The 12,721-nt window shown below is 66.9% G+C and carries 10 protein-coding genes; 7 read left to right on the forward strand and 3 right to left on the reverse strand.

Annotation, left to right across the window (positions count from 1 at the left end):
- Positions 1–26 precede the first annotated feature (26 nt).
- Both AB0K00_RS47335 and AB0K00_RS47340 read right to left on the reverse strand, forming a co-directional pair.
- Positions 27–593 carry a hypothetical protein gene (locus AB0K00_RS47335; protein WP_363536223.1) on the reverse strand — a complete coding sequence of 189 codons (567 nt, stop codon included), beginning with the start codon at positions 591–593 and terminating at the stop codon, positions 27–29.
- Positions 551–1,579 carry a carboxymuconolactone decarboxylase family protein gene (locus AB0K00_RS47340; RefSeq protein WP_363536226.1) on the reverse strand — a complete coding sequence of 343 codons (1,029 nt, stop codon included), beginning with the start codon at positions 1,577–1,579 and terminating at the stop codon, positions 551–553. The genes AB0K00_RS47335 and AB0K00_RS47340 overlap by 43 nt, the downstream gene beginning before the upstream one ends.
- A 423-nt stretch (positions 1,580–2,002) precedes the next feature.
- Between AB0K00_RS47340 and AB0K00_RS47345 the strand changes: the two genes are divergently transcribed.
- From AB0K00_RS47345 to AB0K00_RS47355, 3 genes are all read left to right on the forward strand, one after another.
- A complete protein-coding gene (locus tag AB0K00_RS47345) occupies positions 2,003–2,533 on the forward strand; it encodes a DUF5987 family protein (RefSeq protein WP_363536296.1) in 531 nt (176 codons plus the stop codon).
- Positions 2,530–4,167: a GMC family oxidoreductase gene (locus AB0K00_RS47350; protein ID WP_363536229.1), complete on the forward strand. Its 1,638-nt coding sequence runs from the start codon at positions 2,530–2,532 to the stop codon at positions 4,165–4,167. The genes AB0K00_RS47345 and AB0K00_RS47350 overlap by 4 nt, the downstream gene beginning before the upstream one ends.
- A gap of 127 nt (positions 4,168–4,294) precedes the next feature.
- Positions 4,295–5,371, forward strand: a complete 1,077-nt coding sequence (locus tag AB0K00_RS47355; protein WP_363536232.1) for a carboxymuconolactone decarboxylase family protein — start codon at positions 4,295–4,297, stop codon at positions 5,369–5,371.
- A 750-nt stretch (positions 5,372–6,121) separates the two neighbouring features.
- On the opposite strand, the gene AB0K00_RS47360 is transcribed toward AB0K00_RS47355, so the two are convergent.
- Positions 6,122–6,571 (reverse strand): SCP2 sterol-binding domain-containing protein, encoded by a 450-nt coding sequence (locus AB0K00_RS47360; protein ID WP_363536234.1) that lies wholly within the window; start codon positions 6,569–6,571, stop codon positions 6,122–6,124.
- A gap of 544 nt (positions 6,572–7,115) precedes the next feature.
- On the opposite strand from AB0K00_RS47360, the gene AB0K00_RS47365 reads away from it, so the two are divergent.
- The 4 genes from AB0K00_RS47365 (at position 7,116) to AB0K00_RS47380 (ending at position 12,443) form a co-directional block, all read left to right on the forward strand.
- The gene (locus tag AB0K00_RS47365; RefSeq protein ID WP_363536237.1) at positions 7,116–7,427 is read left to right on the forward strand and encodes a metalloregulator ArsR/SmtB family transcription factor; all 312 of its coding nucleotides are present in this window, start codon (positions 7,116–7,118) and stop codon (positions 7,425–7,427) included.
- Positions 7,428–7,633: 206 nt separating this feature from the next.
- Positions 7,634–7,945 carry a metalloregulator ArsR/SmtB family transcription factor gene (locus AB0K00_RS47370; protein ID WP_363536240.1) on the forward strand — a complete coding sequence of 104 codons (312 nt, stop codon included), beginning with the start codon at positions 7,634–7,636 and terminating at the stop codon, positions 7,943–7,945.
- Positions 7,946–8,417: 472 nt separating this feature from the next.
- Positions 8,418–8,789, forward strand: a complete 372-nt coding sequence (locus AB0K00_RS47375) for a YciI family protein (RefSeq protein WP_363536243.1) — start codon at positions 8,418–8,420, stop codon at positions 8,787–8,789.
- Between the two features lie 300 nt (positions 8,790–9,089).
- Positions 9,090–12,443: an NERD domain-containing protein gene (locus tag AB0K00_RS47380; protein WP_363536246.1), complete on the forward strand. Its 3,354-nt coding sequence runs from the start codon at positions 9,090–9,092 to the stop codon at positions 12,441–12,443.
- Positions 12,444–12,721 lie beyond the last annotated feature (278 nt).

A 12,721-nucleotide genomic window follows, 5' to 3' on the forward strand; every position in this document is an offset into this window, starting at 1 on the left:
GGCTCCGCTCGTCGCCGCAGTCATGTTCATACAGAGCCGGCCAAGGCCAGCGGCCGGGCACAGGTGCAGGGCGCTTCACGGGCCTCGGCCCGGTTTGGACGCATGTGCAGGATCACCGCTACGACCATCGGCAGAAAGACGATGGTGTTGTAGAACAGGTGCAGCTCCACCCGCGGGAACACCGTCTGCAGCACGCTGGTGGGCACTGCCTTGCCGAACATGAAGTGTCCGGTCTGTGCCTGCAGGAACAGCAGCAGGTGCTCGATGTGATGCCAGAACTGGATGGCCAGTGCAATGGTCCACCAGGTCCGGGCTCGTCCGGCGAACGCGCCGCGCAGCAGGAACAACGCGACCAGCATCACCAGGGCGTAGCCGTAGTGCAGCCATTCACCTTTCACCAGCCACGGGTAGGCCAGCCCCAGCACACCCCTCGACTTCGGCAGCGGCCAGTGCAGCACCCAGATCTGGTATGCCTGCGCCAGATGCTCGGCCCAGTGGGCCAGGACCACCACCATGAACACGTTCAGCGCGATCCGGTGGAACCGGCCGTTCAGGCCGCCCTGTCGCGGTTGCGCCAACCCGAGTTGTGCCATTCGGACTCCTTCATTGCTCCGACGTTGCCCACCACCGGCAGCGCGGACGTCCGCGCGGCCGCCAACCTGTTGCCGATCAGCCGTGACGCGGCGAACGCCGACCAGGCGACCGCGTCCACAAGACCGGCGTCGGAAGGGTCGAACCGGCGAAACTCGGCGATCACGCCCTCGTCGACCTGATACGACGACACCGCCGTCAGGAGCGCCAGCCGTCCTGCGGCCCGCTCGTGCGTCGGCAGATCCGCGATCAGGTCTTCGCACCAGGCGGTGCTCAGACCGGTCTCCTCGCCGCGCCACGCCTCCAGCCGGTCCAGGACGAGCCGGCGGACTCCAATCGGCAGTGACCGCGCCCCGGCAGCCTCGAACGTCCGGCACGACCGGGCGACAGCCGCGGCGATGTTGTCGTTGCCGGCGGACCACGTCATGTCGGCCGGTGCCGGCGCCGCAGCGAGCAGGCCCACGGAACGGCCGCCTGCCCGGGGGGTACGCAGCGTCGGGCGCAACAGCCGGCTAATCCCTTGCTTCATCCGCCGCCGCGACCTCGGGCCGAGACCCGGTGGCAGCAGGAAACTGGACAGGAACACGTTCACCACACGGCTCACATAGTGGAATGCGACGACGACACCGACGATCTCGGCCCGCTCCGCCTCGGTCAGCCCGGGCCGCTGCGGTGCGACGTCGTCGAGCTGGTGGGCAGTGCGAGCCCAGGCGATCACAGCGCGCAGCGCCGGGTCGGTCACGGTTTCGACCCGATCGCTGGCCACTGCCTCCGCGTCGTGCTCGCCGCTCAGGTCATACATGCCGACGGTGTGCATCTCCACGCAGTAGGGGCAGATGTTGGCGACCGCGACCGCTGCGGCGACCGCTTCCTTCTCCGCGCGGCCGACCGCAGTGCCGGCCAGTGGTTCGCGAGTGAGCATCCAGTAGGCGGCGAGGACATCCGGGGACGGTGAGTGCAGCTGCGCCGGCGGCACGACGAGCCGCATCTCGTCCGCAACCTGTGCATAGACTTCAGCGACTGTGCCCGAGGCGTCTGCCAGCGACACCGGCGTTACGTATCTGACCTGTCGCTGTGCCACCGAGGAAGCCACTCGACTGACGACCACAAGCCCCTCCCGTCGACTGCGGTGATGGCATTGATTGCGGTGATGGCCTTAATACCCGCAGCCACCCCGCTGCTGCGCCACACTAACGGCGGAGTCAGCGCTCAGGTACCGCCGAACAGCGCGTTATCGCGAATTGCGCACGTTCGAAGAAGCGTGTTTCAGAAGCACGGCTGGAGATGCACAGTCGCTGCCGCGGCAGAGACGATGCGCTAGTTCGTTTCGCGTCCCCCGTCAGGAGTAGCCGTGCTATCCGATACCCCTGCCACCAGCGTGTCCGACGTGGATATTGACCCGGAACAGGCGATGGTCATCGAGGCATACGCGGACACCATCATCCCTGGGGAACAACGCTTCCCAGGTGATCGAGTGTGCGCAGGCGCGGCACCCGGAGGCGGCGCAGTCGCCGCCGGCGCGCTGGAACTGCTGACATGGTCCGCCGGCGGACTCGCCGACCAGCTGGACACCATCGCCGTCCTGCTCAATGTGCATGCCGGCGAATACGCCGCCGAGCACGACCTCATCCTCGACGACGCCGTTCCCCCGTTCGTCGCCCTGGAGTTCGCGCACCGCACTGCGCTCGTGCGTCGACTCACCGACCCTGGGCACCCAGAGAAGCAGGTCTGGATCGGACTTGCCCTGTTCAGCAACATGGCCTACGACAGCGCAGCCCACGTACACACCACCGACGCCCTCGCCGCGGGCCACCCCGGTCTGCACGCGATCGGCTATGCGACCGCCGACGCCGACGGACTGTGGCGCTTCCCACGGTTCTCCTACGGCCGGCAGCTCGCCTCCGTCCATCCCAATACGACCCCGACCGGGAGCCCGGCATGACGTACGTGGAATCGACCGACGTCCTGGTGATCGGCAGCGGATTCGGCGGCGCGATCACCGCGTATCACCTCGCCGCCGGCGGTGCAAAGGTGGTCGTCCTGGAACGAGGCCCCTGGCTGGAACCGCAGGATTTCGAACACGACTTCAAGCTTGGTTCCTCGTACACACGGGCGTTCGACTTCGTCGTCGGTGACGGCATGAGCGTCCTCGGCGGGAACTGCGTAGGCGGCGGCAGCGTGGTGTACTTCGCCACGATGCCGCGGGCTCCGCGCTTCGTCTTTGAACGCCGTGGAAGCATCGGCCGTCGCATGTGGCCGGGCAGAATCACCCGCGACACCCTCGACCCGTGGTACGACGTGGTCAGCGAGGCCCTGCCGGTCGTCCCGCAGCGCTGGGACCAAGTGCCGTACGCCGGTGGCCTGTTCGCCGCCGCGTGCGCGCACGCCGGGCGCACCGCAAATCCGTCGCCATCAGCAGTCGACGTTGACATGTGCACCAATTGCAATTGGATGATGGCCGGCTGCCGGTTCGACGCGAAACGCTCCCTCCTGCTCAACTACCTGCCCGGCGCGATCGCGCACGGTGCACAGATCCGGCCGCTGCACGAGGTGCAGCGCATCACCCGACACCTCGACCGCTCGTACCGGGTGCACTACCGCATCGTCGACGACGAGGACTACCGCATCCTGCACGGCGAGGGCGCGATCGACGCGAAGATCGTCATCATCGCCGCTGGCGCCGGCGCCACGCCGGTCATCCTGCAGCGCTCCGAGGCAGCGCTCGGCGCCATGCCCCACGCTGTCGGCCGGTACTTTTCGGGGAACGGTGAGCGGCTCAACACCGCGATCTTCGACGAGGACCGCATCCGCGACGTCCTCGGCCTGGACCGCGGCGACGGCGTGCCTTACGAGGCGTACCAGATCGGCCGCGGCCCGACGGTCGCCAGCTGGGACAAGCTCGACGGCACCCTGCCGGAGTACGAGCGTTACTCGCTGGAACAGCTGTACTTCCCGCCCGGTCTCGGCACGATCCTTGCGCAGGTCAAGGAGCCGAACGCGGCCAGCTGGTTCGGTGTGGAGAAGAAGGAGATGCTGCGCACGTGGAGGTCGTGGCTGACCGTCTTCACGATGTCGGAGGACGATAACGAAGGCGTGTTCGGCGCACCGCCGGAGACCGGCAACGCCCACCGGATGTCGCAACAGATGCTCGGGCACGGCCCGCTGTCATACAAGCCGACGAAGAACACCCGCCGGGGCTGGGACCTCTCCGACGCCGACGTCAAGGACATCCTGGAACGTGACGGGCTGGCGACAGTGACACCATGGACCAACGACCTCGTCGGCGCCTACACGGTCCACCCGCTCGCCTCGTGCCGCATCGGCGACGACCCGGCCACGTCCGCTCTCGACGACACCCACGAGCTGCGCGGCCACCCCGGTATCTTCGTCACGGACGGCTCCGCGGTGCCGGGCGCCCTCACCGTCAACCCTGCCCTGACCATCTCCGCGCTCGCCGAACGCGCAGTTCCCGGCATCGTGCGGGCGTTGCAGGATCGCGACGTTGCCGTCAGATACGGGGCGCCGTCGCCGACTGGCATGTCCGTTGCCCGGCGTCCAGCGCTCGACCGATCCTGAGCCTCGTCTGCGCTCGCCCGAGCCCTCCCTGACCCCTCTGACCTTTCAGACCTCTCTGAGTCCTTCCAACCAACGGAGCCCGCCGGGAGGTCTCACGGCGGGCTCCCGTCACCTCTGCGAGGCTTCCTTGACCGCGTTGCTCACGACCCGCGCGACCCGCCGCGCCGCGCTTGCCCACGTCCGATACGTAACGCCGACCGACCCGACGAACGCGACCGGCCTCGTCAAACAGGTCTATCGGCAGGTTGAACGCGACTTCGGAATGCTCGCCCCACCGATTGCGCTGCACTCCCCCGCCCCGGATGTGCTCGCCGCTGCCTGGATCATGCTGCGCGAAACCCTGCTCGCCTCCGGGACCGTTACGCGCGTGACGAAGGAGGCCGTCGCCGCCGCCGTCTCCGCCGCCAACGCCTGCCCGTACTGCGTCGACATCCACGGCGCCACCCTCACCGGCCTCGGCGGCCTCAGCGGCCCGGACGGCCGGCATGACGCCGCAGCGATCGCCGCTGACCGGATCGATGACGTCGGCGACCCTCAACTACGCAGCATCGTCCGATGGGCCCGCAGTCCGGTCCTCGACGCCGCGGTGCCATTCCCCGCAGCGCAATTGCCGGAACTCGGTGGCGTGGCGGTGGTCTTCCACTACATCAACCGCATGGTCAGCGTCTTCCTGCAGCGCTCGCCCCTGCCGCCGCTGCCCGGCCCGGCCCGGCGGACCGCACTGTGGATGGCCGGTCGTGTCATGAGTTCCATCGCCCAGCATTCCCTCTCCCCGAGCACAGCGCTGGAGCTGCTTCCACGCACGTCCGTGCCGCCGGACATAGCGTGGGCCGGGCCGACCCGCATCGCAGAGGCGCTGGCCCGCGCCAGCGCGGCCATCGAGAGCGCCGCGGCATCCGTCGTCCCGGAGCGCATCCGAGACATCGCACAATCGCGACTGTCCGAATGGGACGGCACCCCTCCCGGCCTGTCGGCGTCCTGGGTGGACACCGTGCTGGCCGGTGTACCCGATGATGAACTGGCACCGGGTCGCCTCGTGCTGCTGACGGCGCAGTCGGCGTACCAGGTCGGCGATGCCGTCATTGCCGACTTCAGGCGCTTCGACCCGCTGGACACCTCGCTAGTAGCAGCGGCCTCATGGGCGGCCATCACGGCTGCCCGGTCCATCGGCGCCCGCCTGCCAACCGGTAGATCGTCGGCCTGACACCCAGCGGACGCCCATCGGCACGCCGGGTCCGTCGCACCCGCGTCCCGGCCCGGTAGGTCTTGCCTGCCGCGGTGCAGGCGGCGGCCATCGCCCGCTGAGCGGCGAGCAAGGATCGTCACAAAGGTTCCCGTGGTAGTTGACGGGCCTGCAGACGGCGCGGCGGCATGGGACGCAGCCATTGCCCGCATGACCAGAAACGGTCCTTCGACAAGGGTCGAGCCGAGGCCGGCACCCATTTCGCGTAGCCGTATACGCCCGTGTCGGACAGCGGATCAGTCGGCCCAGATGGCCCAGATGGCGGCGCCGGGCATGCCGGAGAATCGTCGGTTGACAGTCCCGATGCGGGTGGCGGGCGTTCGGCAGTCGACCACCGTTCCGGCGCGCTGCCGTCAGCGGCACACAAATGACGCTCGGCTGGGCGATAGATACGTAGTAGGTGAGGAACTGGCGCGCCCGGCATTCCACGTGCCTGCCGACCGTCGCACAATCTGCATCCGCGATGTTCGGGGCGTTCCGGATCGCGGCTGCGGCAGCCCTGCTGCGCTGCTACGGTCAGATTCCCTGCCGGACCGGTCCGGGATCTGACCGGTCCGGCCGCGCCGCTACCGCGACGGTCTGACGACGTCGCGGCAGCAAACCGTTCTCACCGCACCCGACGCGCCGAACGGCAGATCCTCAACCAGTACCTCAACGTCCCGGGGTCACACCGACCATACGACTGGAAACGGCAAGCCGATGCAGTCGCAGTCACGCCCTCGGCACGTCGAACAGATTCGGGATCCGGGCTGTGAGCCCGACGTCGCCCTTCGTCTTGAGCTTGCCGAGCATGAACAGTGCGATCGGATTCGCATTGCCCGTCACCATCTTCAGAAAGTCGACGGCACCGATGCTCAGTTCCAGGGTCGCCGAACGGTCCGGTGCGGGAGACAGCGTGCAGGTACGATCGGCAATGACGAGCTCGTAGGTGTCAGCACCGCCACCTGGGCGGTCACCGACCTTCCAATGCAGCACCGCCTTCAGCGAACCTGCCCGGTCGGCGCGGAACACGCCCGGCATGCGGACGAAGACCACGTCGAGAACCTCGCGGCGCTGCTCGCCGGTCACAAGCCGGTACAGTTCGTCGGCCGAACTGCGCTTCACTATCTGGGCGAACTCGCTCGGCTCGAGCGCAGCTGGGTTGGCGTCGTAAACGGACATGGCAATCCCCTCTCATCGCTGCCGAGGGCGGCTCCGGCCACCCACCGCATCCCATCCGATGCGACGCGGCCATGCCAGCACCCTAGACAGCGACGGACGCCTGCCACGTCTCCATGCGTGCGGTCCGACATTGCCCGGTCCGCACGGCGAGGACCTCGGCACGATCGCGGGGAGGCGGCCCAGACACAGCCGGCCCGGGAATGTGGTGAGCCGCGACAATTGATGCATGCCCTTTGCACTGCCCAGTGCGTTGCTGCGGCACCGAGACCTGCTCGGCGTCGCCGCATGGCGCGGATCGACAGAACCCAGGGCCAACGCCGCGAACGCTCATTTGCCGCAGCGGCGGTGCGCATCCTGCATCCACCATCGCCGCGGCCACGCGCGATCACTACCCCGACCCTCGCCAATGAATGCCGACGGGGCCCGTGGATGCCTGGGCGGCCAGCACGCTGCCCGAATTCGAGTGATGGCGGACGGCGCGAGACGACGACCGCATGATCAGCAACGTTCCCCATCTACATTGACAATGCTGCATACTTGTGGAATGGACGTACTCCTCGCCGCGCTTGCTGAACCGGCACGATGGCGGCTAGTCTGCCTGCTGGCCGTGCGGCCTCAGTCGGTCGGGATCCTCGCCCAGCTCAGCGGAGCACACCAGCCGCAGACGACCAAACACCTACAGACCCTCGAGCGCGCGGACGTTGTCCGGTCGCACCGCAGCGGCCAGCGTCGTATGTACACACTGCGCGCCGAACGGCTCCGAGACCTGGCAGCCGCGCTCCACGGCCTCGCCGAGGCAGCCGACCTGGCCAGTGGCCCATCGAGCAGCGAAAACACCGCCACACCGGGCCTGTAGTCGCGACAATCCTGCCGAGCCACAGTTCGCAGGGTTCACACTCGCATGATCACTGCATCGCCGATTGGCTCTTTGCCAACAACATACAAGAGTCGAAGTAGTTGGCGCCGAACCACCTACTCCCACCGTCGAGCAAGTTTTATGAACGCCTGCAAGCAGCTATCCGAAGGACGCATAGGTGTACTCCTATACCCTAGACTTTCCAGGTGGACGTTTTCGCCGCATTGGCCAATCCGACGCGTCGGCGCATGCTTGACCTGCTGACTCACGGCGAACGTTCATCCGGCGACTTCGCGGCAGCGTTTGCCGGATTGACTCAACCGGCCATCTCGCGGCATCTTCGCGTGCTGCGCACGGTCGGCCTGGTCAAGGTGCGGGCCGAGGCCCAGCGGCGAATGTACACCCTACGAACCGAGCCACTGTCCGAGGTCGATGCATGGCTTCTGCGCTACCGTCGCTTTCGATCGAACCACGGCAACCCGGCCGAATCATCATTTGCCGCCACGGGCGAAATTTGATGGTCGATCAGACTCACCACTATTGTCGCCACAACTGGGGGACTCGACTCGACCTCCAAGCAGATCCTGCTACCCGCGCCAGTGTCCCAGATCCGGCGACGGTGGATCGAGGCTCCGGGTAAGACGGCAGTCGACCAAGACCCAAAGCCCCGACGGTGAGCCTCGCTTGCAGCGGCTAAGCCCATCGCAGCCTGTCGCCTTCCTTCGGCTGCGGCCCGCCTCCGAACAGCGGCCGCGGACCCAGCGCTCCTGATCACCTCAGTCCGTGGGGGTATGCCGGTCGAGGCTCAGCACGAGGCGCCTATCCCGAACCGGCACCGACTCTTGCTCGTTCGTCACCAGCCAGGGTCGGTCGACGCGGCACAGCCTCGGTCTCACTCGCAACTACAGACGAGGTGCCCGGTTGAGCCGAGGATGTCGAAGCCGGCTCTGCCAGTTTCGACATCCCGGACAAGAGCGAAGGAGAAAGACTATGAAGTACGTGATCCTGATCCAGTCGAACCCGCAGTCCCTCGCCGTCTGGGAGACGCTGACCGATCAGCAGCGGGCCGACCTCAGCTTCGGTCACCTGCGGCTGACCGAGGAAATGCGCGAGGCCGGCGTGCTGGTGGCCAGCGAAGGACTGGGCGACCCTATCCTGGCCACCCAGGTCTCGGTGCGCGACGGCAGGACGATCACCTCCGACGGTCCGCACACCGACGTCCAAGAACATCTGGCTGGCTTCTACCTGATCGACGTCGCGGATCTCGACGAGGCGGTCGCCTGGGCTGCGAAGGCGCCGGACGCCGCATACACGCGGGTCGAGGTACGCCCGATCCTCAATATGAGCACCTGGGAGCTGTGACCGGGCTGCCGGACCTGCTGCGCAGGCATCCCTGTTCACGCAGGGGTGCTACGTGCAGACTTGAACACCTCCGAAGCACGCCGCCATCCAAGCCGCCCTTGCCCAGCGGCCAGGCGCGGAACTGTCGAAGTAGCGCGGTCAGGCGACGAAGAGACAGTAGAGCTGCCGTCGGAACGGCTGTGGCATCCGGAGGGAGGGCGAGCTACCGCCGGTGGCCATGGCTCGCTACCGTCGCACTATGAAAGATCTCGGCATTGTCTGTTGCGCGCCTGCTGTCGCCAGAAGTTGCGTCGACAGCAGATGAATGCGCAGCTGTGCGAGGTCTTCCTCGGGGATCGTATCGATGATCACAACGAGCGTCGGTTCCTCCGGCGGCTGCGAGTTGACCTTGAACGGCGCGGTTGCCCGGCGCGTATCTACGCCAACTTCATCACACGCAGCTACCAGCGCCAGGTGGACTTTCTCGTCAGCACCGCGCACCGACTCGTCCACGTCGAGCTGAAGACGGTCGATCCGCGGTTGCCGCTTGTCTCGGATGTGAACGGTCTGTGGGAGCAGCAACTGCCCGATGGGCGGCAGCGGCCTCTCGAACGGAACTTCTACCGGCAGGCGCAACAAACGACACAGTGCATCAGCGACGACATGCACGATCTTGTCGGCCGTGGCGAAGTCCCGCGTCCAGCCGGCACGTTCTACTCCAGCATCCACACAGTCATCTGTACGTACCCGGACATCCCCGACGGCTCCCAGCTAGGCAGGCACCGATACGTCTCCATCGCCGGTTACGGACAACTCCTCGAACTGCTGTGCAATGACGGACCACGCCCAGCATGGTCCGATGAGCACTGGTCCGCATTCGCCCGATACCTACAGCTCGTCGGTGAACCCTCCGACAGCGCTGAGGAGGTGGAGCGCCGGGCCAGCATCACCGCGTTGCAGGACTACTGTCGTCGCTTCGTGGCAGCACACAGTCAGAACATGCCGCCGCTGGTGCCGCTGCCAGCGCTCAGCGGGCAGGTGGCCATTGCCAACCCACTCGAGTTCCTGATGGGAGCGGTGGCCGCTCAGCGAACCGTCGTGTTCGTCGGGCCGAGCGGCGCCGGCAAGTCACATGCCGCTCGGCATGCCGCTGTCGCGGTTGCTGCGGCCGGCGGTGTTCCGCTCTGGGTGCGGTGCGGCGAGTACCAGCGCGGCCGATTCAGCCATGCGCTGTCTCGTGCAGTCGCCCCGTTCACGACGGAGGCGTGTCTACCGCTGCTTCGTCGTGTCGCCGATACGGGCAGCGCGGCCGTCGTCATCCTCGACGGCCTCAACGAATGCGCACCCGCTGACCGAAGCGAGCTCATCGAGGGTCTCAATGCACTGCGGCTGCGCTGGCCAATGGCGACCATCATCACCTCGACGGAACCAGTCGAAAGCCCCGACGCGGAGATCGCCGTCCTCAATGCTCTCCTGCCCGACGACAACGCACGAAGCGCGCTGCTCTCCGCCTACGGCCGACCGGGCGGACTGGTTGGCGCCGAAGCGTTCCGGACCCCTATGGAACTGGCGATGGCAGTCGAATGCGGGGAGTCACTGTCCTCGGGCACTACCCCCGCTGAGCTGTTCGATGCGTACATCTCCCGGCTGTGTCCGGCAGAGCAGACTCGTGCCGGGTTGCGTCGGCTCGCCTGTGAGATGGGCCAGAAGATGCGGGGATCGTTGAGCCTGCTGGAAGCCAGGGTGACGCTGCACCGGGGCGCCGGTGCAAGCGGCCAAGAAACAGTCATCGACGCGGTACTGGGTTCGCCGTTGCTTAACCCGACGCAAGGCCACGTCGCGTTCCGTCATGAGACCTTGGCCCGGTTCCTCGCCGCGGAGCACCTCCTGCTCGACGCCGCCGACAGTCATGCCCTCGCCGAGGCGCTCCGCGATCCCCGTAACCTCGATCTGCACGATCACGTCGTCGCGCTCGAACCCGATCCGCACCGCAAACGTGACCTTCTCCTTGAGATGGCTGACGTCGATCTGCTGTGCGCCGCCGTCCGCGGGGAGTACGGAACCGCGACCGCGCAGGCCATCAGCACGGAAGTCTCGGCAGTTCTCACAGATGCTTGCGCGGCCGTCGACGAAGCCCGGCTGGTGCGGGACGACGGTATGCCGGATGTCGACTGGTCGAGCTACTGGACCGCCGACGTATCACGAAGCATCCGGCAGCAGGCGCTGCTTGGGGCGGCGGGGGCCTGCCTTGCGGACGGCTACTTTCTCAGCGAAGTCGGGACTCTCCTCGATCGCAGCGATAGCCGCTGCGCCGAGGAGATGCGTCGGCTGCGAGCTGAAGGACACAGGTCGGCGGTCAGCGTCGTCGTCCAAGCGACGTACGGCAGACTTCAGTACGGCAACGACCGCGAACGGCGCCGGTTGGCCGTGTCAGTGGTTGTCAACGGCTGCGAGCGCGGCTGGAACAGGCGACGACGGCTGGCCGGACAGTCGCCGACACGTATCTTATGGACGTTGCCTGGCCAGCGTCGGTGGGGTCGGCTCACAGCAGCCCTGCTGCTGATCGATTCCGAAGATCCCGCCGACCTGATGTTGCTGCCTGACGTATTCTCCGCTGCGTGGAAGGTCGGCGGTTACCACATGCGCCTTACCGCGTTGACGGCCGCAGAAGAATCGGCGTACCGCGCGGACGAGGTCACCCGTCAGCGCATGCGAACCGCACTGGATGAGTGCGGCCGAGACAGCATCATGCTGAACAGCCTGCTGTTCGAGACGCTGGCGGCCTACGACGCACTCGAGCCGTTGAATACCGAGGAGTCCATCCGGGCGCAGATCGCCGGGATCCTCGCCGCGCCGGCCGACTCTCAGGCGTGGCAGGCCGCCCAGGGCATGATCGGTATGCACTTCGAAGACCAGCGGCTGCACGGACCATACAGCGAGGTCATCTCGGCCCTTGAGGACACGGAGTCGCTGCGGCTGCATGTTCTGGCCGCGCGCAGCAGCACGTTCCCTTGTAACCGCGACTGGATCATGGCAGAGATCGTCGAGCGCCTCGACCATGCCGACGACGACACCCGTGAGGTGCTCCGCGACGCGGTCCTCTACCTCGACTGGAGCCATCCCTTCCGGCAGGAGGTCGTGTGCGCACACCTCATTGCCCTGCACGGGTGGGCGAGACTTGCCAATCGCCTTCCTGCGGCACCCCCGACCGATGACCAGTCCCCCAAGCGGGCGTGGCGCATCGTCGACGAACTGCTGTTCGCCGCGATCGTCGGCAGCAACAACTACACCGTCGAGTTGACGGCGCTGTGGACAGAACTGCGCGGCCCTCTCGCAGCGGCCGCCGTTGACGTACTCGCACACCTGCAGTCCGTCAGCACTTGGAGAAGAGAGCTGATGCAGCCCTCGTCCTACGAGCGGCTGCTCACTACTTGGCCGGACCAATGCCGGAAGCTGCTTGAGTGGTGCATCGAAAGCCCGGACCGGATCACCGCAACCTTCGACAACGGTCCTGCCCACGACGCCCGACGGCACCTCGTTGGCGCCCTCGCCCACATCGGCACGCGGAGCACCGCCGAGCTGCTCAAGCCGCACATCACTGACCCGGACATTGGCGCGGCAGCGGTTGCAGCAATCCGCGCAATCGAATACCGGATAGGAACCCCAGGTACGTAGAGCCAGCACTGTTGTGTCAGCACTTCGGAAGGGCGACACCCGACCATGACGGCCAACGACCGAGTAGGCGGGTAGTAGCGGCTACCGTTGCCGAGCGCCGGGCTGGATCGGCTGGGCGTAACCCCCGGACGCTGAGAGCCGCCTGGCGCGCCGTTCGACACGGTAGTGGCCATGCTGCTCGAACAGGCGGTCACGCACGTCGACGCGATCAGCGCGGCACGAATTGCCGACCCCGGCGTGGCCCCGTTGCGGACGCCGGCGTCAGCGGGGGAAGACGC

Source organism: Dactylosporangium sp. NPDC049525, assembly GCF_040676755.1.
Lineage (GTDB): Bacteria > Actinomycetota > Actinomycetes > Mycobacteriales > Micromonosporaceae > Dactylosporangium.